At 61.2% G+C, this 20,725-nt stretch carries 20 protein-coding genes; 10 read left to right on the top strand and 10 right to left on the bottom strand.

The window, feature by feature from the left end:
- Positions 1-65: 65 nt before the first annotated feature.
- From V8N38_RS06495 to V8N38_RS06480, 4 genes are all read right to left on the bottom strand, one after another.
- Complete coding sequence (locus V8N38_RS06495) at positions 66-983, bottom strand: AEC family transporter (RefSeq protein WP_025301959.1); 918 nt, start codon at positions 981-983, stop codon at positions 66-68.
- Between the two features lie 11 nt (positions 984-994).
- The gene (locus V8N38_RS06490) at positions 995-1,999 is read right to left on the bottom strand and encodes a TauD/TfdA family dioxygenase (protein ID WP_070914071.1); all 1,005 of its coding nucleotides are present in this window, start codon (positions 1,997-1,999) and stop codon (positions 995-997) included.
- 169 nt (positions 2,000-2,168) lie between these two features.
- A complete protein-coding gene (locus tag V8N38_RS06485; RefSeq protein ID WP_244951297.1) occupies positions 2,169-3,179 on the bottom strand; it encodes an alpha/beta fold hydrolase in 1,011 nt (336 codons plus the stop codon).
- 24 nt (positions 3,180-3,203) lie between these two features.
- Complete coding sequence (locus V8N38_RS06480) at positions 3,204-3,608, bottom strand: VOC family protein (protein ID WP_047728359.1); 405 nt, start codon at positions 3,606-3,608, stop codon at positions 3,204-3,206.
- Positions 3,609-3,684: 76 nt separating this feature from the next.
- Here V8N38_RS06480 and V8N38_RS06475 point away from each other — a divergent pair, with 76 nt between their 5' ends.
- Positions 3,685-4,140, top strand: coding sequence for a GNAT family N-acetyltransferase (locus tag V8N38_RS06475; protein ID WP_033637538.1), 456 nt, complete (start codon positions 3,685-3,687; stop codon positions 4,138-4,140).
- Between the two features lie 34 nt (positions 4,141-4,174).
- Here V8N38_RS06475 and pbpG read toward each other — a convergent pair whose 3' ends face one another.
- From pbpG to V8N38_RS06460, 3 genes are all read right to left on the bottom strand, one after another.
- The gene (gene pbpG / locus V8N38_RS06470; RefSeq protein ID WP_147839604.1) at positions 4,175-5,104 is read right to left on the bottom strand and encodes a D-alanyl-D-alanine endopeptidase; all 930 of its coding nucleotides are present in this window, start codon (positions 5,102-5,104) and stop codon (positions 4,175-4,177) included.
- Between the two features lie 151 nt (positions 5,105-5,255).
- Positions 5,256-6,359 carry an adenosylhomocysteinase gene (locus V8N38_RS06465; RefSeq protein WP_147839605.1) on the bottom strand — a complete coding sequence of 368 codons (1,104 nt, stop codon included), beginning with the start codon at positions 6,357-6,359 and terminating at the stop codon, positions 5,256-5,258.
- Between the two features lie 45 nt (positions 6,360-6,404).
- Positions 6,405-7,349, bottom strand: coding sequence for a GlxA family transcriptional regulator (locus V8N38_RS06460; protein ID WP_049201103.1), 945 nt, complete (start codon positions 7,347-7,349; stop codon positions 6,405-6,407).
- 91 nt (positions 7,350-7,440) lie between these two features.
- Between V8N38_RS06460 and V8N38_RS06455 the strand changes: the two genes are divergently transcribed.
- The gene (locus V8N38_RS06455; protein ID WP_060420976.1) at positions 7,441-8,118 is read left to right on the top strand and encodes a DJ-1/PfpI family protein; all 678 of its coding nucleotides are present in this window, start codon (positions 7,441-7,443) and stop codon (positions 8,116-8,118) included.
- A gap of 50 nt (positions 8,119-8,168) precedes the next feature.
- Positions 8,169-8,732 (top strand): DedA family protein, encoded by a 564-nt coding sequence (locus tag V8N38_RS06450; RefSeq protein WP_060420973.1) that lies wholly within the window; start codon positions 8,169-8,171, stop codon positions 8,730-8,732.
- Between the two features lie 16 nt (positions 8,733-8,748).
- On the opposite strand, the gene V8N38_RS06445 is transcribed toward V8N38_RS06450, so the two are convergent.
- On the bottom strand, positions 8,749-9,642 hold the full coding sequence (locus V8N38_RS06445; RefSeq protein ID WP_147839606.1) for a LysR family transcriptional regulator: 894 nt from the start codon (positions 9,640-9,642) through the stop codon (positions 8,749-8,751).
- Between the two features lie 112 nt (positions 9,643-9,754).
- On the opposite strand from V8N38_RS06445, the gene V8N38_RS06440 reads away from it, so the two are divergent.
- Together V8N38_RS06440 and ansP are read left to right on the top strand one after the other, a co-directional pair.
- On the top strand, positions 9,755-10,192 hold the full coding sequence (locus tag V8N38_RS06440) for a PACE efflux transporter (RefSeq protein WP_047728368.1): 438 nt from the start codon (positions 9,755-9,757) through the stop codon (positions 10,190-10,192).
- Between the two features lie 436 nt (positions 10,193-10,628).
- A complete protein-coding gene (ansP, locus tag V8N38_RS06435; RefSeq protein WP_049201110.1) occupies positions 10,629-12,095 on the top strand; it encodes an L-asparagine permease in 1,467 nt (488 codons plus the stop codon).
- 38 nt (positions 12,096-12,133) lie between these two features.
- Here the strand turns inward: ansP and V8N38_RS06430 are convergent, their stop codons facing one another.
- Positions 12,134-12,913: a 2OG-Fe(II) oxygenase gene (locus tag V8N38_RS06430; RefSeq protein WP_060420961.1), complete on the bottom strand. Its 780-nt coding sequence runs from the start codon at positions 12,911-12,913 to the stop codon at positions 12,134-12,136.
- Positions 12,914-13,029: 116 nt separating this feature from the next.
- Here V8N38_RS06430 and V8N38_RS06425 point away from each other — a divergent pair, with 116 nt between their 5' ends.
- Together V8N38_RS06425 and V8N38_RS06420 are read left to right on the top strand one after the other, a co-directional pair.
- A complete protein-coding gene (locus tag V8N38_RS06425) occupies positions 13,030-13,929 on the top strand; it encodes a LysR substrate-binding domain-containing protein (RefSeq protein WP_100396147.1) in 900 nt (299 codons plus the stop codon).
- A gap of 197 nt (positions 13,930-14,126) precedes the next feature.
- Entirely contained in the window at positions 14,127-15,947 is a 1,821-nt protein-coding gene (locus V8N38_RS06420) for a hypothetical protein (RefSeq protein WP_147839607.1), read from the top strand.
- A gap of 32 nt (positions 15,948-15,979) precedes the next feature.
- Here the strand turns inward: V8N38_RS06420 and V8N38_RS06415 are convergent, their stop codons facing one another.
- The gene (locus V8N38_RS06415) at positions 15,980-16,732 is read right to left on the bottom strand and encodes an SDR family NAD(P)-dependent oxidoreductase (protein WP_147839608.1); all 753 of its coding nucleotides are present in this window, start codon (positions 16,730-16,732) and stop codon (positions 15,980-15,982) included.
- A gap of 151 nt (positions 16,733-16,883) precedes the next feature.
- Here V8N38_RS06415 and V8N38_RS06410 point away from each other — a divergent pair, with 151 nt between their 5' ends.
- The 3 genes from V8N38_RS06410 to V8N38_RS06400 all read left to right on the top strand — a co-directional run bounded on the left by V8N38_RS06410 (position 16,884) and on the right by V8N38_RS06400 (position 20,725).
- Positions 16,884-17,648: an arylamine N-acetyltransferase family protein gene (locus V8N38_RS06410; protein WP_049201122.1), complete on the top strand. Its 765-nt coding sequence runs from the start codon at positions 16,884-16,886 to the stop codon at positions 17,646-17,648.
- 906 nt (positions 17,649-18,554) lie between these two features.
- Positions 18,555-19,184 (top strand): response regulator transcription factor, encoded by a 630-nt coding sequence (locus tag V8N38_RS06405; protein ID WP_087762118.1) that lies wholly within the window; start codon positions 18,555-18,557, stop codon positions 19,182-19,184.
- On the top strand, positions 19,184-20,725 hold the full coding sequence (locus tag V8N38_RS06400) for an MASE1 domain-containing protein (protein ID WP_060440479.1): 1,542 nt from the start codon (positions 19,184-19,186) through the stop codon (positions 20,723-20,725). The genes V8N38_RS06405 and V8N38_RS06400 overlap by 1 nt, the downstream gene beginning before the upstream one ends.

The raw sequence follows: 20,725 nt of genomic DNA, 5'->3' as shown, positions 1-20,725 counted from the left end.
GTCATGAAAGGATATGAGAGGATTGCGGAAAACGCCGGGCGGGCGAATGCCGCCCGGCGCCGGCGTTAGAGCGCTACGCTGCCCAGGATGAACGTCACGGTGATAACCGACAGCAGCGTCGTCCAGGTGATGATGGAGGCCATCGCTTCATGATCGCCCCCCATTTGCCGCGCCAGAATATAGGCGTTGCCGGCGCAAGGCACGGCGGAGTAGAGAATGGCGATGCTGGCCGGCACGCCGGTAGCACCGAAATAGTGCACCAGCGCAATGGTAATCAGCGGCATGGCCACCAGCTTCAGCACGGTCGCATAAGAGATGGAAACCAGCTTGCGGATATGCATGCTGACGATCAACCCTGCGCCGACCGACATCAGGCTCAGCGGCGTGGCGGCGTTGGAGAGATAAACGAACAGCTGTTTAAGCGCGCCGGTAATGTGCAGGTTGCACAGGTTCATCAGCACCCCGAACAACGCGCCGATGATCAGCGGGTTTTTCGTCAGCGCCAGCAGCGCGCCGCTCAGGCTTTTCTTGCTGCCGGTGCCGTAGTGGTTCATCACCAACACGCTCATGATGTTGGTCAGAATGATCATGTATGCCACGAAGAAACCGGACAGTGCCACCCCTTCGCTACCGAACAGCGATTGCGACAGCGCGATGAATACATAAGAGTTGTATCTGACTCCGCCCTGAAAAATGGAGGTAAACAGATCGGCCGACGTATTGAAGAACAGTTTGCCAACGAAAATAATCAACGCGATAGCCAGCGTGGAAACAATGGTCGCCACAACGGGATAAAAGCTGTCCGCGCCGCTAAAATCCGCCTCACTGATATCCAATATCAACAGCGCCGGAAAAAACAGGTAATAAACAAATTTGTCTGAGAAGCCCCAAAATACGGCGACGTCTTTAACATAGAGTTTTGACAAATAGCCCAGCACGATTAACAAAAAAATCGGCAATATAGAAAGAAAAACGTTCAGCATGAATAATAACCTTAAATCGAGAAAATGCGCTCTTCAACCTGATTGAGGTTGCGGTGATTCCACAAGCTTGCCGAAATGAAGACACGTTGCACCCAGCGCAACGGCGTATCTCTTTCATCGAAAGAAGGCGTGAATTTATCGCGCGAATGCAGCGCAAAGCGGTTATCGATATACACCAAATCGCCTGGGCAAATATCGATGCCGATGGCGTTTTCTTTCACCAGCCCGTAGAAACGCTCCAGCGCGGCTTCCGCTCGCGGCGTGCTGGCCGCAATCATGCCGGGATAGAAGACGGCGCTCACATCCGGCAATACGTGATTTTGCGAAATCAGCGGCACAAGCGCGGTTTCTTCCCGTCCGGCCTGCGTGGATTGGCGCCAGCGGTAAGGCAGTTTGATGCTGTACAGCGGGCTGGCCAGCATTTCGACGTCCTCGCGGCTCAGTTGAGCGATCGCCAGACGCGAATCGGAGATGCGCGTCATCGGGCTGTGCGGATCGCGGCGCACACCGGCCAGCAGCAGGCCCATCGGCGAGACGTTGAACTGTTCCAGGTGTTTCAGCGCCGCATTTTCAATATGGAAGTCCAGTTCAACATCGAACCCCAGACCGGTATACTCTTTTTTGGCTTCGCGTTTGGGGATCAGATTATTAATCAGCTCCTTCCCCTCGAAATACATCGAATAGGGCTCACCGATTAGCGAAGAAATACCCACCAACAGGTTTTCGCTGATATTCCCGGATTTGGCCGAAGGCGTGTATTGGTTCGGACAAGGGGAAAAGAAAACTTCTTTATCCACCGGCACATTTTTTAAAATAAGGTAAGGCCGTGGTTTGATTGACGCCTTTTGCTGGCTTAATGCGGCGCTTAATCTGTGGGGCAAATGGGTAATCATCGCCGTTCGTATAGCGTGAATATACGCATCACCGCCGGCGGGATCGTAAGCAATTTTATCTAATGCCGAAAATAACTCGTTTCGTTCCTGATCCGTCAATTGAAAGACGTTTTGGTAATCCATCCTGAGCATTCCTTGACAATAAGAATATCATTAGCAAGCCTAATGAAAGCGGCAGGATGTTAACACTTTGCAATCAAATTCATAAAGATTTATTAACTAATTTCGTGATCTTAATCACCACTCCTCCGTCCAGTTAATGGCGGAGAAGAAGTGATTAAGAAACAAACAGCTACGCGGATGCATCTTCATCAGACGCGCCAGCGAATACGCGCGAGAGGTAGCGCAGAACATGATCGTGGGCCTCAAAGACGCACGATAAATGCGTACTGCCCTCAAGCAAGCCAAAGGCAACATGCACGCTGCCATGCTGTTCGACGAAACGCTGCAAGGATTGCGCGCTGAACAACTCATCCTGCACCGCCGCCAGCAGCAAGGTCGGTAATCGCAGCGCCGCCAGTTGCTTTGCCGGGGTGCGTGGCGTCAACGCGTTAGCCATATTAACGCTGTATTGGCAGACAAAATCGGGGGCGGCGGCCAGCACGGCCGGGGGAAAATTCAGGCTGACCGCCCGAGACTGCCCAAACCACCGTCCACCGCTGAGTGCATTGGCCACAAAGGGCCATTGGCGCACCTGGGCAAAACGGGCCGCCACCGGCAAATCGCGGGCCATCCCGGAAAATGGCCCCAGCTCGGGCGCCAGCAGGGTCAGGCTGTCCGCCTGCTGTTCACAAGGATAGCGGGTCAGGTAGTTGAGCAACATCCCGGCGCCGCTGGAATGGCCAAGCAGGTGCCTGCGCGCTAACGGAAAACGCAGGCGCATTTCCGCCAGGATGACATCGACATCGCGCCAAATACGCTCAGGCCGCTCAACCGTCCCCCGCTCTCCCGTGGAATCGCCATGCCCGCGAATATCGACCAGGCACACCGCGAGCGTTGGCTCGGCAGCCAGCTGGCGCGCAAGAATGTCATACCCGGCGGCGCTGTTAACCCCGCCGCCGTGATAAACCACGATCACGTCTTCGCTCTCGGCAGTTTGCCGATACAGGCGGTAGCTCAATCCCTCAACGCTGCCGGACGACGTGCCCACCTGTGCCCCCGGCCACTCGCCGTAAGACTTCGCTTGCTCAACATAACGGTCAAAATCAATCAATTCGCACCTTTCCATGATGTTGTCGGTATTCCCCACGGCAGAGCCGCTGCCCCGGCGATAAGCATATGAAACAACAGCAGGAACTGCCATGCCTTTTGCACGCTCCCCTTAGCCTCAGGGCAAATCCCCCGCCGGGACATTGAGCTGCCAGGAGAGCCCAAAGCGATCGTTGAGCCAGCCGAAGCGGGCGCTGAAGCCGTAGTCGTCGAGCGGCATCAGCACCTTGCCGCCCTCCGCCAGGCGGTGGAAAGCCTGCTCCAGCGCCTCTTCGTTAGGCAGGTTGATGAACAGCGACACCGCCGGGGTGAAACTGAAATCATGGCTGATCGGGCTGTCGATAAACACCAGGTTCTGCCGGTCGAAATCGATGGCGGCATGCTTGATCAATCGCCGGCCGTCCGGCGTCGGGTCGTAATGCTGTACCTGCATGAGCCGAAAACGCGCAAACACCTGGCTGTAGAGGTCGATCGCCTGCTGCGCCTCCCCCTGGAACATGACAAAGGTCGAAACCTGACTCATAACATCCTCTCCGGCAATCGTTGTGGTATTAATGGAGGATAGCGGATTACCGTTGAAGCGGCGGAAAGGAGCAACCATGAGCATCATTCATCGCCTGGCGCAGCCGGACGATCTCAACGGCCTGTTGGCTCTGTATCGCGAGCTGCGCCCACAGGATGCGCCGCTGCGTACCGACGACGCACGCCGCACCCTGCAACGCCTGCTGGACGATCCGGCGATCCGTCTGGTGGTGGCGGCAGACGAGGAACAGCCGATCGCCACCTGCATGCTGGCACTGATCCCGGGGCTGGCGCACCAGGCGCAGCCGTTCGGCGTCATCGAGCACGTGGTGACGGCAGAGCCCTATCGCGGCCACGGCGTGGCGCTCGCGATGATCGAATACGCGCTGCAGCTGGCCTGGCGCAAGGGCTGTTACAAGGTGATGCTGCTGTCGGGGCAGCAACGCACCGGCGCGCACCAGCTTTATCTCAAAGCGGGTTTCGACGGCGATCGCGAGCGGGGATTTGTCATCAGGCGGCCCGAGGGCCGATAGCGGCCTGCTGCAAACGAGCAGGCCGCCAGGCGGGTCATTCGGTGGCGTTTCTCGCCAGACTGGCGTCTTTTTGCCGACGATAGTCGCGGGCGGCGGCCGGGATCGGCGTCACCTTGCCGGTTTCAATCCAGCTGCGCAGCCGGTTGGCGTCGGCGAAGTGGGTATATTTGCCGAAGGCGTCCAGCACCACCAGCGACACCGAGCGGTTACCGATTACCGTACGCATCGCCAGGCAGTGGCCCGCCTGGTTGGTGAAACCGGTCTTGGTCAGCTGGATGTTCCATTTCGGGTTATACACCAGATGGTTAGTGTTGCGGAACGGCAGCGTATAGTTCGGATCTTTGAAGCTGGCCATGCGCTCGGTGGTGGTGCTGAGCTGGCCAATCAACGGGTATTGCTTGGTGGCGATCAGCAGCTTGGTCAGATCGCGCGCCGTCGACACGTTATGGATAGAGAGCCCGGTCGGTTCCACATAATGGGTATTGGTCATGCCCAGCGCCCTGGCCTTGGCGTTCATCGCTTTGATGAAGGCGTTGTAGCCCCCCGGATAGTGGTGCGCCAGGCTGGCGGCGGCGCGGTTTTCCGACGACATCAGCGCCAGCAGCAGCATATCCTTACGGCTGATTTCGCTGTTCAGCCGCACCCGCGAATATACCCCTTTCATCTCCGGCGTCTGGTGGATATCCACCGCCAGCATCTCGTCGAGCGGCAGGTGCGCGTCCAGCGTGACCATGGCGGTCATCAGCTTGGTGATCGAGGCGATCGGCACCACCTCATCCGGGTTGCGCGCGTACATCACCTTATGGGTTTGCATATCGACGACCATCGCACTGCCGGAGGCCAGCTCTGGCTGGGTGGCGTGCAGGGCGGCGGCGTTGTCGCTGGCCAGCGCGCGCGGCGCAAAGCCTGCGCCCGCCTGCAAAGCGAGCAGGGTCAGAACCAAAACACGTATTTTCACAGGCATTACTCTGAAATGGGGGCTTGAACTCAGCGAATTATATGTGAGGGTTCAGCGCTTGGCACTGGGATTATAGGGCGGATTTGTGACAAATTCTGTCGGCCGAAAAACGACGCAGCCCGCGGGCGCTCTGGGATGAACGCCCGCGTAGAAAAAGTTACAGCGCCGGCTGCCAGGCCGACTGCGGCAGTAGGTACAGCCCCGGCGTTTGCCGCGCCCCCGCGCCGACGATATGGCCGATGCCGGCCGCCATCACCGCCAGCGTCACGTCGAAGGCGTTGAGGCTGTCGCCGTAGCCGGCGGTCAGGTTGAACATCGAACCGTTGGCCAGCAAATAGACCGTCTTCTCATTGAGTTGGTAAGCGTTCACATAAGGCATCGGCTCGTGGTGCGGCAGGCCCTTGAGGAAGCCGACGTCGATCTCTTCCGCCACGTGGCCGACGTTGAGGATAAACACGCCGTCCTGCGCCTGTTGCAAATGCTGCGCCGAGAGCACGTTTTTCGCGCCGGTCGCGGTGGCGATCACGTCCGCCTGCGCGACGGCGCTCGCCAGATCCACCACCTGCCAGCCGTCATAACGCGCCTGCAGCGCGCGCGCCGGATCGATTTCCGCCACCATCACCTGGCCGCCGTAAGCCCTGGCCGCCGCCGCCGTCCCCTGCCCGACCAGGCCGTAGCCGATCACCAGCACGCGCTTTTCGTGCAGCGTCAAATGGGTGGTCTGGAAGAAGGTGTGCCAGGCGGTCAGCCCAACCATATGCCGATTGTGCAGCCCCTCTTTCACCGGCAGATCGTCCCAGTTGAAGATCGGATAGCGCGGCGCCACGCCGTTCAAACGATTGATGCCCGATCCGGTGGCTTCCAGCCCGGCGACGATCTGCGGGCCGTTCGGCGATTGGTGCAAACGGGTGGTCAAGTCCGCCCCCATTTCGCACAGGTGAGTCGGCTGCCAGGCCAACGCGCGGTCGAAAGATTCCGACCACTCGCCGGCGCTCATGTCACGCCAGGCATAGGCCTGCGCGCCCCGTCGTTCGAGCCAGGCCACCACGTCGTTCTGCACCGTGGTGGGATTGCAGGTGGTCAGAAAGATCGCCGCGCCCTTGTCCAGCAGGCCGGCCACCAGCGGCGCCATTTTCAGATCCAGGTGCATATTGCACGCCAGCCGCACCCCGTGCAGGTCCGGCAACGCCGCCACCGCCGCCCGGGTGCGCGGCATATGGCGCATCGCCCAGTTCAATTCGCTCTCGAAATCCTGATACATCCGTTGCTCCTCTGGTGCGCCCCGCCGCCAGGCGTGGCAAAAAAGTTATCCCGCGCGGCCGAGCCGGCGGATCGCCTGCGGCGACAGGCCAAATACCCGGATAAACGCCCGCCTCATGCGCTCCGGATCGCTGAATCCCACCGAACGGGCGATCGCCTCCAGCGGCTCGGCGCTCTCTTCGATGCGCACCCTGGCCGCCTCCACCCGCAGCTGTTCGATCACCTTGGCCGGCGTCTGCCCGGTTTCGGCGCGGAACAGCCGACCGAACTGGCGCTCGCTCAGGCAGGCGGCGTCGGCCAGATCCGCCACCGACAGCGGCAGGTGCAAGTGCTCGCGCGCGAACGACAGCGCGGCGCGCATGCGATCCGACGACGGGTTCAACGCCAGCAACAGCGAGTACTGCGACTGCCCGCCGGGGCGCCGGTGGTAGACCACCAGCTGCCGCGCCACGCCCGCCGCCATCGTGGCGCCAAGGTCGTCTTCTATCAACGCCAGCGCCAGATCGATGCCGGCGCTGATGCCGGCCGAGGTCCAGATATCGCCGTCGCGAATGAAGATACGGTTGCTGTCGACGCGGATGCGCGGATAACTCTGCTGCAGCCGCGCCGCATGATACCAGTGGGTGGTGGCGCGCTTGCCGTCCAGCAAACCGCAGGCCGCCAGAATAAACGCGCCGGTACACACGCTGGCGATGCGCCGTGCCCGCCGGCTGTGGGTCGTCAGAAACGCCACCAGCGCCGGCGACTGCGCCGCCATCACGTTGCCGCTGCCGCCGGCCACCACCAGCGTATCGAAACGCTCGTCGCCGCATGGCTGCGTGGCGATCTCCACCCCGGCCGAGCTGGCGACCATCCCGCCCTGCGGCGAGATCGCCACGCAGCGGTAGGCCGGCGGATCGGTAAACTGGCTGACGTTATCAAACGCCGCCAGCGGGCCGGCAAAGTCCAGCAGGTTGAAACCGGGAAAAACCACAAAACCGATCGTTTTCATGATGGCGCTTTTTGAGGGTTATCTGTCATAACAGCCAAAAACAGGGCGGCTATTATGGCCCAGGTCCAACGATAAAAATGAGGCGAATGTCATGTCTGAACCACTCGTGATTGTATTTCCCATCTATCAAGGCGTCACCCAGCTCGATTTCACCGGCCCACTGCAGTTTCTGCGCCACATGCCGGGCGCGGAAATCGTCGTCGCTTCGGTAGACGGCGCGGATGTCGAATCGGAAGGCTTGCACTTCACCCAACTGCGCCCGCTGCCGGAGATCGCGCGCTGCGACGTGCTGTGCGTGCCGGGCGGCAGCGGCTGCACCCAGGCGCTGCAGGATGAAGCGTTCATGCGGCAAATCCGGCGGCTGGGCGCCGATGCCCGCTACCTGACCTCGGTGTGCACCGGTTCGCTGATCCTGGCGGCCGCCGGCTTGCTGCCGGGCAAACGCGCCGCCTGCCACTGGTCGATGCGCGACAGCCTGGCGCTATTCGGCGCCATACCCAGCGCTGCACGCGTTGAGCGCGACGGCAACGTGATCAGCGGCGGCGGCGTCACCGCCGGCATCGACTTTGCGCTGGCGCTGATCGCCGAACTGCACGGCGAAGACACTGCCCAGACGATCCAACTCTATCTGGAATACGCCCCGGCTCCGCCGTTCACGGGCGGCACGCCGGAACTGGCCCCGCCGCACATTTACGCCAAGGTACAGGCACAAATGGCGGAAAGCCTGGCGCAGCGCAGAGCGTTGGTGGCCCAGATCGCCCAAGGCTAGCGATCGGGCGTATACTTGCCCTTATGCGTCAGTCACATAAGGAGTAAGGAATGACCGATTTGGCCCACTACATTACGGACTACGGCTACTGGGCGTTGTTTATCGGCTGCCTGGCTGAGGGAGAAACCATCACGCTGCTGGGCGGCATCGCCGCCCACGAAGGGCTGCTGCACTGGCCGTGGGTGATAGCGGTGGTGGCGCTCGGCGGCACGTTGGGGGATCAGCTGCTGTACTTCACCGGCCGCCGGTTCGAAGGCCGGGTCATCTCGCGGCTCAAAGGGCAGGAAAAGCGCATCGCGCGCGCCAGAAGGCTGATCGCTCGCCACCCGATGCTGTTCGTTATCGGAGTGCGCTTTATGTACGGCTTCCGCATCATCGGCCCGGTGCTGATCGGCGCCAGCCGCCTGCCGCCGTCGCGCTTTGTGCCGCTCAACATCCTCGGCGCCATTCTGTGGGCGACGATCTTCGTCATGCTCGGCTATTTTGGCGGCCAGGCGATCGAAAGCTTCTTTACCGGCTTCAATAAAAAACTCTCCAGCCTGCTGTTTGTCGCGCTGGCGATTGCCGCCATCCTGCTGGTGCGCTTCTGGTGGCGCAAACGCCACGCGGAATAAGCCAGCGCGCCTGGCGTCAGCTCTCCTGCGGCGCCGCGCGCATCAGCTCGACCAGCTCGCGCGCCGCCTTGTCCAGCGGGCGGCTCTTCAGCCAGATCAGATGCATCGGCAAGCGCAGCTCGTTCTTGGTATTTTTGAATTTCAGCCGCACCAGCCGCCCCTGCGCCAGCAGCGGCTCGGCCAGCGACAGCGGGAAATTGCCCCACCCCAGGCCCGCTTCCACCATGTTCAGCGCCATCGGCAGGCTGTCGGTGCGCCAGTAGGCCTCCGCCACCTGCGGGCGCAGATCGCCGATCGGCAGATCGCGGCTGGCCACCATGATCTGCCGCACGTTGATCAGATCCTCGAGAAACAGCTCGCCCGCCGCGCCCTCCAGCGCCGGATGCTGCGGCGATACCATCGCCACCAGCGACTCCGCGCCGACGGAGTGGAACTGCTCCGCGCTGTTGATGTTGAGCCCGCCGAACGCGAGGCAGACGCCAATGCGCCCCTGATGCAGCATATGCAGCACGTCGTCCTGCGGCGCGCTGAGCACTTCGATGTTCAGCAGCGGATAACGTTGCGACAGCGTTTTCACCGCCGCCAGCAGGCCGGCGCCGTTGATGTCCGACGCCACGCCGATCGAAAGCGTGCTTTCCAGCCCTTGGGAAAGTTCGATGGCGTGCACCTGCAGCTGCTTGAGCTGCCCGGCGATCAGGCGGGCGTGCGGCGCCAGGGCCAACGCCAGCGCAGTCGGCGTCGGTTCGCGGTGCGAGCGATCGAACAGTACGAAACCGAGCTCCGCCTCCATGTTGGCGATGCCCATGCTGACGGCGGAGGGTACGCGCCGCAGCGCGCGGGCGGCGGCGGAAAACGAACCGCGATCGAGCACCGCCAGAAACAGTTCGATATTGTCGCTGGAAAAGTTCATCGTTTAACCTGTCAGTAAAACTGACAGCTCCTGACTTTTTCTATCAATGTGATTGACGCTATCTTAGCCGCCGTCGCCACAGAGGCAACTAAAAACAGATCGGGAGAAAACAATGCAAGGCGTCAAACGCAAACTGGTGTATGTCACCGCTTATGAACTTATCGGCATGACGATCTCGGCGCTGGGGCTGGCGCTGCTGTCGGGCCACGCGCCGAGCAGCACCGGGCCGCTGGCGGTGGTGATCACCACCCTCGCGGTCAGCTGGAACTTCATTTACAACTACCTGTTCGAGTGGTGGGAAAGCCGCCAGGCGTCGCGCACCCGTACCCTCAAGCGCCGCATTTTGCACGCAGTGGGCTTTCAGCTGACGCTGGTGGTGTATCTGATCCCGCTGATCGCCTGGTGGATGGGCATCACGCTGTGGCAGGCGCTGCTGCTGGACATGGCGCTGATCGTCATCATTCCTTGCTACACCTTCCTGTTTAACTGGGCGTTCGACAAGCTGTTCGGCCTGCCGGCTTCGGCTCTGCCGGCCGGTGAATCCGCCTAAAAAACCCCCTCGCCCCATTCGCCTGCGCACGCCCATCGCCGCGCAGGCGCCACCGCTTTATTTTCCGCCCGCCTTTGCCCCCACGCGAAATAACCTTCAAATCCCTTTAGTTTGCACGGTAATTATTATTCTGTGATTTCAATCACTTTTATCGTTCGATATTTCCGTGTTGATAATGAGACTCATCTTACTGAATAATATGCGCTTTTGTTTTCAGTTTAAAAAATACACACAATTGCTCACGCTTTGCGCACAGGTTTTTTTGCCACATTTATCGGGAAACGGTAGCATGCCACGCCGTTATTTAACGGCAGCTGTATACACAATAAACAGCGGAATGATGCTACGACCTCATTCTCATTACGATTGCTGATGGCAATCGTTTGCCCTGCAGCTCAGGGCGGAGTTCATCATAGACAGGTAAACAGGACGGATAATGCACTCACAAAAAAAGTCGGCGGACGATAAACACGCCGCCAGACGACGCTGGCTAGACTCCCATGAATCCGGTTATCACAAAAGCATGGGTAACCGGCAGATCCAAATGATCGCCATTGGCGGTTCGATCGGCACCGGCTTGTTCCTCGGTACCGGCGGCCGTCTCGAACTGGCCGGGCCGGCGCTGGCGCTGGTCTATCTGGTGTGCGGGATCTTCTCTTTCTTCATCCTGCGCGCGCTGGGCGAACTGGTGCTGCATCGCCCTTCCAGCGGCAGCTTCGTTTCTTACGCCCGCGAATTTCTCGGTGAGAAAGCCTCTTACGTCGCCGGCTGGATGTATTTCCTCAACTGGGCGATGACCGGCATCGTCGACATCACCGCGGTAGCGCTGTACATGCACTACTGGGGCACCTTCGCCGACGTGCCGCAATGGCTGTTCGCCCTCGGCGCGCTCGGCATCGTCGCCACCATGAACATGATCGGCGTGAAATGGTTCGCCGAAATGGAATTCTGGTTCGCGCTGATCAAGGTCGCCGCCATCGCGCTGTTCCTGATTGTCGGCGTGGTATTCCTCGGCACCGGCACCCCGGTCGCCGGCCACACCACCGGCATGCACCTGATCACCGAAAACGGCGGCATGTTCCCGCACGGCCTGCTGCCGGCACTGGTGCTGGTGCAAGGGGTGATCTTCGCCTTCGCCGGCATTGAGCTTATCGGCACCGCCGCCGGCGAGTGTAAAGATCCGGCCAAAATGATGCCCAAAGCGATCAACAGCGTGATCTGGCGTATCGGTCTGTTCTACGTCGGCTCCGTGGTGCTGTTGGTGCTGCTGCTGCCGTGGAACGCCTATCAGGCCGGCCAAAGCCCGTTCGTCACCTTCTTCAGCAAGCTGGGTGTGCCTTATATCGGCACCATCATGAACATCGTGGTGTTGACCGCCGCGCTGTCCAGCCTCAACTCCGGCCTCTACTCTACCGGCCGCATCCTGCGCTCGCTGGCGATGGGCGGCTCCGCGCCGAAGCTGATGGCCAAAATGAGCAGCCAGCAGGTGCCTTACGCCGGCATCCTGGTCACCTGCGGCATCTACGTGATCGGCGTGGTGCTCAACTATCTGGTGCCGTCGCAGGTGTTCGAGATCGTGTTGAACATCGCTTCGCTGGGCATCATCGCCTCCTGGGCATTTATCATCGTTTGCCAGATGCGTCTGCGCAAAGCCGTGCGCGAAGGCCGCGCGCAGCCGGTCTCGTTCAGAATGCCGGGCGCGCCGTTCACCTCCTGGCTGACGCTGGCGTTCCTGCTGATCGTGGTGGTGATGATGGCGTTCGACTACCCGAACGGCACCTGGACCATCGCCACCATTCCGGTGCTAGCGGTGCTGCTGACGCTGGGCTGGTTCGGCCTGCGCAAGCGCGCGCAGGAAGTGAAGCTGGAACAGCAGGCTCACGAAGAACAAAACCCGCACTGATTCGACAAACCGCCCTCCGGGGCGGTTTTTTTTATCCGCTATAATCGGCCGTAGAACGTCATTCTGGCGCTTTCCGACAGCATCACGTCCGGCTGCGCATTGTAGGCTAGCACCACCAGCATGCGCGTGATGTCGCCTTCGGTCGGCGTCACCCGGTGCATGGCGTTGCGCCCGCGAAACAGCACCAAATCCCCCTCCTCCATCGCCAGCCGTTTGGCCGCCCGCTCCCCGTCCAGCACCTGCGTGACCCCGGCATAGTTCATCTCGCCGCGATCGGCATCGCGCAGGTTCTCCACGTACTCGAAACGCCCGCCCGCCGCCGGTTTCTGGATCAGCAGCGTGATGGCGAACGACGAGTTGTCGAAGTGCCAGCCCAGCTCCTGGCCGGTGTGGGCGTAATGCAGGTTGATCGACGACAGCCGATCGGCGTAGGGATACAGCTGCGCCTCATCCAGCACCGCACAGAGGAACGCGCGAAACGCCGGAGCGTCGTACAGCGCACGCAGCGGCGACTGCGGCGGAATATCTTCGTCGGTAATGCAGCCCTTGGACGACACCACCAGCCGGTTGCGCGCGTGATCGGCCGGCAGCGCGTCGTCCTGCGGCCGCAGATACACGTTGTGTTTGCTGGTGGCGTAAAACGCCGCGTGGTGCTGTTCGGCGCCTTCCAGCCGCACCGTCGCCAGCGCGGCGGCGCGCAAAAATCCCGGCAGTACTAACGCACCGCTGCGTTCCAGCGTTTGCCGGCAACGGGCGCGGAACTCGGCGTCGTCGATGGGATGGGCGGACAGATCGATAATATCGGCAAGTTGCGGCATGACGTTCCCCTCGTGTGCGATAGCCGGATGCCTCTCACTGTAGCGAATGGCGCATTGCCGCCATAACAAAAATACGTTATGGATAAGCTAACCAATTCTTAGCGATAGCCCTGCCCATGCACTCACCGTCCCGCGCGCGCTTGCCCAAGCTGAGCGCCATTCTGGCGTTCGAAACCGCCGCCCGCACCGGCAGCCTGGCCCGCGCGGCGGATACGCTGGCGCTGACCGCCGCCGCCGTCAGCCAGCAGATCCGCCAGCTGGAGCAACATCTGGGGATCACGCTGTTCATCCGCGCCAAAAGCGGCGTCACGCTGACCGAACAGGGCGCGGACTACCTGGCCTACGTGCAGGAGGCGTTCGAAACGCTGCGCGTGGCGCAGCAGCACGTCGAGCGCCAGCGCGGCAAACAGGCGCTGACGGTATTCGCCCTGCCGGCGTTGGCCTCCAAGTGGCTGAACCCGGCGCTGGGCGACTGGCTGGCGCAGTGCCCCGACGGCGATCTGCGGCTGCACGCGACCCATGCGGCGGTCGATTTCGCCCATTCGGCGGCGGACTTCGCCCTGTGCTTCGGCGATCAGGACTATCCGCTGCTGGAAAAGGTGCGGCTGTTTCAGGATCGGGTGCAGCCGGTGTGCAGCCCGGCGCTGCGCGATCGCGGCGACTGGACGCAGCTACCGCTGATCCACGTCGACTGGGGCAAGGAGAGCCAGTTTCTGCCGGGCTGGCACGAGTGGTTCACCGCCGCCGATCGAATGCCGCCAGCGCGGCGCGGACTGACCTATAACCTGACTTCGCTGGCTATCGACGCCGCCGTGCAAGGGCGGGGGGTGCTGCTCGGCCAGCGGCGGCTGATCGCCCGTGAACTGGCGGAAGGCCAGCTGGTCACCCTGGCCGAACCGGCGCTGCCGCTCAGCAAACCCTACTACGTGGTTTACCCACCGCGCACGCTGGAAAAACCCGGCGCAGCGGCGTTTCTGGCCTGGTTGCAAACCCTCACATCTACAGACCAAACCTGAACCCCGGCGGCGATGTTTGCTGGCGTCAGGCACAACCCTGAACGCTTAAACCTCTCACCTCAGCCTGTTAATTTATCTCTGCCGACCGGGATCGCGAACCGATTCGCCCTTCGGCCACAATGCCACTTCCCTATGCCACCGCCCCTGCAATCGCCATATTGCATCGGCCTCTTATTGTCCAAAACGAGGGCTATTCCATGATTTCATTAAATGATTACGCCAACCTGCGCAGCTATGCCGGTAGCGAAACCGCGGTGATGCTCGAAAACCGCTACCACCACGGCGTATTTACCCGAGACGATGCGGATACCGCCAGCCAGGACAACGGCGTTACCCTGCTCGTCGATGCGCAAAACCGCCGCTGGAAGCGCATCATCAATGATGGCGATTACAGCATCGATTGGTGGCACCTGCCGGGCGATGAGCTGGATTACTCGCTGACCATTACCCGCGCGTGCAACTTCTTGCAGGTCAAAGGCGAAGAGTGGTGGCAGTTGCCTATCCCAACTACCCCGGCGGGGATTACCCTGGTGGGCCCCGGCGGCATTCGCCCTTGTAAAACCACCGCCAACCTGAAGCTATGGAAAAATTCCGTCGATTTTAAGGGCACCATTCTGGACTTCAGCGGCGCCACCAACATCGAGTGCGTACGCGTGCAATATTCGCTGGGAGCGCCGGCGATTTACAACCTGCGCATCGTGGGGGCCCCTGGCGCGGCGGCCAACCTGCGCGGCCTGTGCGTCTACAGCGATGCCTCTAACATGCACGGCTTGCCGGCCTGTCAGCTGCTGGTGCAAAACGTCTGGCTAACCAACCTGTACAAAGGCATCGTCTTCGGCAATAACGCCTATATCCAGAGCTGGCACAGCATCATGGTGCGCGGCTGTTTCTGGCCGATCTGGTCTGAAACCACCGCCAACGCCGGCGAAAAAATCGTCTTCTACAAATGCCTGTTCGGCGACAGCAGAAACTATTATCAGGGGGTGCATGCCCTGGCCTTCCGCGATTGTTCGTTCGACTACAGCGGCTTTAGCAATGAAACCGAACAGTTGGCCAATACCGACTATGGTTTGTTCGACCTTAAAGGCGGCACGCTGGACTTTAAAAATTGCCACTTCGAATGGGGCAACGCCAACTGCCGCAACTACCGGCCGGTCTTTACCAGCAACAACGGCGGTACGGTAAAAATCAAAGACAGCCAATGGCACAGCGTGATGACCAACAACACCGATGCCGGCAGCAGCGTGCCCTATCAATACGTCGAGTATTTCTTCTTCGATAAGTCCAGCGATCTGAGCGGAAAATGTTATATCGACGGTTTCGATCTGGTGAACGCCGACATTAAAAAAGGCTGGTCCAACAACCACATCGAGATGAAAAAGATCGTCGCACCCGGCTACGTCAACATGTGGCGCCTGCTCTATCTGGGTGATGGCGTCAACCATCTGCCGGAGCCGAGCTGGAAAGAAAGCGGCGCGCTGGCGTTGAATAACGTCTACGCCTTCGGCGGCGCACGTCTCTCACAAACGGCGACCGCCGATCTGGCGGTAACGCTGCAAAACGGCGTGCTGACCGCCACTACCAAAACGGCAACGACGGCGGACAAACGCGTCGAGATCTACTTCCCGATCGCGAAAAACGATCTGGTGCTGTGGCGCGCCACGCTGGCCAACCTGAAAGGTCAGAACAGCCTTGATGTCATCATCGGCACCTACCAAGGCAAGTATGTCCTGAACGGCGATGCCGGCGTCACCACCGTGCTGGAAAAAGCCTGCCAGTGGGGCCGCACCGGTACGGTAACGCCGACCACTTCGGCAACGATGACCTCGGATCGCATTACCGCACTCGACGTCGCCGAGTATTTGCCGCTGCCTGAGGGCTACGTCAATTACGCCCGTATCGCCATCGTGCTGAAAAACTTTGTCGGCAGCGCCGCTCAGCCCACCTCGGTGGATCTGACCCAACTGCTGTGTCAAAAGATCGACATCGTCTCACGCAACCCACATAAATCCTGGTAACCGCACAGGCCCCGCAAGGGGCCTGTTTTCCATTAACGCGCGGTATAACCGCCGTCGATGCTGTAAAACGCGCCGGTGGTGAAACTGCTGTCGTCCGAGAGCAGGAAAGCCACCATTTTCGCCACCTCTTCCCGCGTCGCCATTCTCCCCATCGGGTGCGAAGCGGCCATCTGCGCCCGCGCTGACGCCGGCAGCGCCCCCATCGCCGGCGTATCCACATAGCCCGGCCCGACGACGTTGATGCGCACGCCGCGCGTGGCGAACTCCAGCGCCGCCGAACGCGTCAGCCCCAGCACGCCATGCTTGGCGGCGGTATAAGGCGCAATCCCGGCAATGCCCACCACGCCGTTGGCGGAAGAGAGGTTCACTACCGCCCCGCCGCCGCCAGCGACGATCGCCGGCAGGCCGTACTTCATGCCGAAAAACGTGCCGCTCAGGCAGGTGGCGATCACCTCATGCCAGTCTTCGACCGCGTATCGATCGATGTCCACCTCGTGCGGGCCGGTGATCCCGGCGTTGTTGACCAGCAGATGCAGCGCGCCGCAGCGCCGCACCGTCTCTTCAATGCCCTGCTGCACCGACAGCGCATCGCGCACGTCCATCCGCAACGTCATCACCCGTCGACCCTCGGGATCCAGCCGCGCGGCGGCTGCGGCGAGAGGCGCAGCGTGGCGGCCGGTCATTACCACCGTGGCGCCGCGCCGAAACAGCTCGGCGGCGATCGCTTCGCCGATGCCGGTGGAAGCGCCGGTCACCAGCGCCACCCGATGTTTGAAATCTTGCATAGCCGTTCTCCTGCAACGTTGAACTCAGGGGAACAGGCTAGCGCCGACCGGTGACAGTTTGCGGCAGCAGCGACAGCGCAGCACGTAATGCGCTCACAAAAGCTGCAAAGCCCGCTATTTTATGCCTACTTTTTCTCATGCGAGACACCCTGTGGATACCCAACGCTACCTGCAGCATATCGGCTTTACCGGCGCCGCCCGCCCTGACCTCCCCACGTTGCAACAGCTGCACCATCGCCACATGCTGAGCGTCCCGTTCGAGAATCTGAGCATTATTTATCATCAGGGCATCCGGCTGACGCCGGAGGCGCTGTTCAGCAAGGTGGTCGAGCGCAACCGCGGCGGTTTCTGTTATGAGCTGAACACGCTGTTTGCTCTGCTGCTGCGCGAGATCGGTTTCAAGGTGAGCTTCATCTCCGGCGAGATCCGCGCGCGCGACGGCCATTTCGGCCCGCCCTACGACCACCTGGCGCTGCGGGTGGATCTGGAAGATCAAGCATGGCTGGTAGACGTCGGTTTCGGCGATTCCTTCCTGACGCCGCTGAAGATCGTCGTCGCCGAGCCGCAACCGCAGGCCAGCGGCACCTTCCACCTGGAACGGGAAGGCGAGTATTACCTGCTGGAGCGCCGCAACGGCGACCAACGTTCGCATGCCAAAACCCTGTATCGCTTTACCGTTCAGCCGCGCGAGCTGCATGAGTTCGACGAGATGTGCCGCTTCCACAGCACCTCGCCGCAGTCGCATTTCACCCAGCGCCTGGTGTGTTCACGGCCGACGGACCACGGCCGGGTGACCCTCAGCGACATGAAGCTGATCGTGACCGAAGATCACCAGCGCCACGAAACGACGTTGCATTCGGAAGAGGAACGTCGCGCCGCGCTGTGGCAGCATTTCGCCATCGATTTGGATCGTTGAGGGCGCCGGCGGCGTAATGCTGGTCAGTTAGCGTTTTTCTGAACGTATTTGTGCAGTTTTCGGTCGATAAAGGTGAGATGCGCCATGAGGCTCATACGCCTCGACCGAGCCAGGGGCCGAAGGCGCGGCCCCTGGCAACCCGCGCCTTTTCCCTATCAGACGGTTGGCTTTGCCAACTCCCCTCCCTCCGCCATACCGCATTGAGGCCGGTTGCGACAGGCGTCCCTGCCTGTCTCACCTGAAACCGCCGTCCATGGCGGTTTCTCCTAATGCGCTATGCCTGCGTTCGGCGTCTTCAAGGGCGCCTTACACTGTGCTCATCTCCGACTTCTCTTCTCTGCCATAACCTCATAAAGGACGGGTTGCCCGGTAGCCGCCAGCTCGGGTGTTGACCTTTGGCGCGCATCACTGGCTGCCGAGCAAGACAGCGTTGTCAGGGGCAACCGGCCAGGGAAGGCCGGTTGAGGCGAGACTAACAGGGACGTTTGTCGCAGCCGACCCGCCCGACAATGCAGACGCGGCGAGGACAAATCTGCCGGAAGCAGATTTGAACGCTGCTTGCAGCGGCCCCGAAGGGGCGAGGCCCAGGATGGGCCGAGTAATTTCCGCACAGCGGACAGACGGTGTTAAGCAAGAGCGCGGGTGGAGGGGCCGCGCCTTCGGCCCCTCCAATTGCCGTTCATTGTAGTAACAGAGAAATTCTGGGCATTTACGGCAATTCATCCTGCACGCCACGTACAGAGACTGGATAAAAAATGCCAGTCAGGCTTAAGTGACCAGCATTACGCACAGCGGCGCCCTTTTATTACGATTCTGTTACACCGATTGCATAACCGCGCTTGGCTGATTGCCAGCACCGCGGCGGCAGGCATCATAGGGCCATGATTCGGCAACAGAGTGCGAAAAATGATCCGTGTGATACTGGTGGATGACCATGTGGTGGTGCGCTCCGGCTTTGCGCAGTTGCTCAACCTCGAGGACGATCTCGACGTGGTGGGGCAATACAGCAGCGCGGCGGCGGCCTGGCCGGCATTGCTGCGCGACGACGTCAGCGTCGCGGTGATGGACATCGCCATGCCGGATGAAAACGGCCTGAGCCTGTTGAAACGCCTGCGGGTGCAGAAGCCGCAGTTCCGCGCGATCATCCTCAGCATCTATGACTCCCCCACCTTCGTGCAGAGCGCGCTGGACGCCGGCGCCAGCGGCTATCTGACCAAACGCTGCGGGCCGGAAGAGCTGGTGCAGGCGGTGCGTTCCGTCGATATGGGCGGCCATTACCTGTGTGCCGACGCGCTACGGGCGCTGCGCGGCGGCGAGCGGCCGGCCACCGCGCTGGAAGTGCTGACCCCGCGCGAGCGTGAAATCTTCGATCTGCTGGTCAAAGGCGACAGCGTAAAGGAGATCGCTTTCAAGCTCGATCTCAGCCATAAAACGGTGCACGTGCATCGCGCCAACGTCTTGGGCAAGCTGCAGTGCAACAGCACCATCGAGCTGGTGCATTTCGCTCTCGACCATCAGCTGCTGGCGGGGCATTGATGTCGCCCCGCTTCCGGCCCTGGGTTATCTCGCTGTTTATCCTGTTGGCCTGGGGCAGCGGCTGGCTGATGCTGTGGACGCTCGGTTTCTATCTGACCCGCAACGGCAACCAGGCGGCGCTGTTTCTGCCGCACGGCGTCTATCTCGCGCTACTGATCCTGCTGGCGCGTCGCTATTGGCCCGCCTTGATCGTGCCGCCGATCCTGCTGCTGTTTTGGCTGCACGGCGAACGCCTGCTGAGCGGCTACGGCCTGCTGGCCGCGCCGTTTATCACCCTGTTTCCGGCTGCGGTCGCGCAACGACTTTGGCACCGTTTTCCGCTCTACTGGCAGCGGCTGACGCTGCTGCTGGCTGCGGTGACCGCCGCCTCGCTGCTCAACACCGCCCTGCTTTCGCCGTTTGTGCCAAGCCCGGCGATGCTGCTTGGCCTGGCGTCGTTTACCGGCGGCGTCTTGCTGACCCCGTTCGTCTATCTGATCTTTGAATTTCTGCGCCAGCAGCACCGTTACCACCTGCTGGGGCTGGACACCCCCAACCCGCCGCTGCGCGCGTCCTTAATCATCTGGTGCAGCCTGTTTTTCGTTATCGGCATCGGTACGCAGATGGTGCTGTCGCCGGAAATCGAGCGCCTGCTGCTGATCGTGGTGTTTCTGCCGAACGTGGTGATGGCGTGGAAGTTCGGCTGGCAGGGCGGTGTGCTGTCCGGCCTGCTCGGCAGCATGATGATCACCCTCGCCCGGCAGGTCGGCGTGGGGTTCGGCAACTTGGTCGAGCTGGAAATCTTTCTGGCGACGCAGGCGCTGCTCGGCATCGGCCTGGGCATCGCCATCAGCCGCCAGCAGCACCTGGCGCAAAACCTGCACCACTATCAGCGTCGCCTGGAAGAAGAGCTGGCGGCGCGGCGGGCGCTGACCGAAAAACTGATCCACACCGAAGAAGACACGCGGAAAAACCTGGCGCGCGAGCTGCACGATGAAATCGGCCAGAACATCACCGCGATTCAAATCCAGTCGCAGCTGGTCAAACGGGCGCACGATCCGGCGCAAACCCAGGCCGCCGCGCACCAGATAGGCGAGCTCGCCCGGCGCATTCATCACTCCACGCGCCAGCTGCTGCGCCAGCTTCGGCCGCCCGCGCTGGACGAGCTGGCGTTCAAAGAGGCGCTTCACCACCTGCTAAGCGAATTCGCCTTTGCCGAACGGGGCATCCACTGCCGTTTCGATTACCGGCTGAGCGACACGCCCGCCGGCGAAACGGTGCGCTTCACCCTCTACCGCCTGCTGCAAGAGCTGCTCAACAACGTGTGCAAACACGCCGAGGCCAGCGAAGTCGCCATCGTTTTGTATCAACAGGGGCCGCTTTTGCACCTCGAGGTACGGGACAACGGCATCGGCATCCGTGCGGACAAGGTGCCCGGCCTCGGCATTCAGGGGATGCGCGAGCGGGTCAGCGCGCTGGGCGGCGAGCTGACGCTGGAAACGCAGTGCGGCACGCGGGTAATTGTTAACCTGCCCACAAATTTGCAACAAACCGCCGGCTAA

Origin of the sequence: Serratia nevei (assembly GCF_037948395.1) — a bacterium.
GTDB classification, from domain to species: Bacteria; Pseudomonadota; Gammaproteobacteria; order Enterobacterales; family Enterobacteriaceae; genus Serratia; species Serratia nevei.
The sequence above is the reverse complement of the archived record's forward strand: the minus strand, read 5'-3'. Positions and strand labels throughout refer to the sequence as shown.

Excerpts from the sequence above, each read along its gene's own strand:
- V8N38_RS06495 (WP_025301959.1), bottom strand. The coding sequence starts at position 983 with ATGCTGAACGTTTTTCTTTCTATATTGCCGATTTTTTTGTTAATCGTG.
- V8N38_RS06490 (WP_070914071.1), bottom strand. The coding sequence starts at position 1,999 with ATGGATTACCAAAACGTCTTTCAATTGACGGATCAGGAACGAAACGAG.
- V8N38_RS06485 (WP_244951297.1), bottom strand. The coding sequence starts at position 3,179 with ATGGCAGTTCCTGCTGTTGTTTCATATGCTTATCGCCGGGGCAGCGGC.
- V8N38_RS06480 (WP_047728359.1), bottom strand. The coding sequence starts at position 3,608 with ATGAGTCAGGTTTCGACCTTTGTCATGTTCCAGGGGGAGGCGCAGCAG.
- V8N38_RS06475 (WP_033637538.1), top strand. The coding sequence starts at position 3,685 with ATGAGCATCATTCATCGCCTGGCGCAGCCGGACGATCTCAACGGCCTG.
- pbpG (WP_147839604.1), bottom strand. The coding sequence starts at position 5,104 with ATGCCTGTGAAAATACGTGTTTTGGTTCTGACCCTGCTCGCTTTGCAG.
- V8N38_RS06465 (WP_147839605.1), bottom strand. The coding sequence starts at position 6,359 with ATGTATCAGGATTTCGAGAGCGAATTGAACTGGGCGATGCGCCATATG.
- V8N38_RS06460 (WP_049201103.1), bottom strand. The coding sequence starts at position 7,349 with ATGAAAACGATCGGTTTTGTGGTTTTTCCCGGTTTCAACCTGCTGGAC.
- V8N38_RS06455 (WP_060420976.1), top strand. The coding sequence starts at position 7,441 with ATGTCTGAACCACTCGTGATTGTATTTCCCATCTATCAAGGCGTCACC.
- V8N38_RS06450 (WP_060420973.1), top strand. The coding sequence starts at position 8,169 with ATGACCGATTTGGCCCACTACATTACGGACTACGGCTACTGGGCGTTG.
- V8N38_RS06445 (WP_147839606.1), bottom strand. The coding sequence starts at position 9,642 with ATGAACTTTTCCAGCGACAATATCGAACTGTTTCTGGCGGTGCTCGAT.
- V8N38_RS06440 (WP_047728368.1), top strand. The coding sequence starts at position 9,755 with ATGCAAGGCGTCAAACGCAAACTGGTGTATGTCACCGCTTATGAACTT.
- ansP (WP_049201110.1), top strand. The coding sequence starts at position 10,629 with ATGCACTCACAAAAAAAGTCGGCGGACGATAAACACGCCGCCAGACGA.
- V8N38_RS06430 (WP_060420961.1), bottom strand. The coding sequence starts at position 12,913 with ATGCCGCAACTTGCCGATATTATCGATCTGTCCGCCCATCCCATCGAC.
- V8N38_RS06425 (WP_100396147.1), top strand. The coding sequence starts at position 13,030 with ATGCACTCACCGTCCCGCGCGCGCTTGCCCAAGCTGAGCGCCATTCTG.
- V8N38_RS06420 (WP_147839607.1), top strand. The coding sequence starts at position 14,127 with ATGATTTCATTAAATGATTACGCCAACCTGCGCAGCTATGCCGGTAGC.
- V8N38_RS06415 (WP_147839608.1), bottom strand. The coding sequence starts at position 16,732 with ATGCAAGATTTCAAACATCGGGTGGCGCTGGTGACCGGCGCTTCCACC.
- V8N38_RS06405 (WP_087762118.1), top strand. The coding sequence starts at position 18,555 with ATGATCCGTGTGATACTGGTGGATGACCATGTGGTGGTGCGCTCCGGC.
- V8N38_RS06400 (WP_060440479.1), top strand. The coding sequence starts at position 19,184 with ATGTCGCCCCGCTTCCGGCCCTGGGTTATCTCGCTGTTTATCCTGTTG.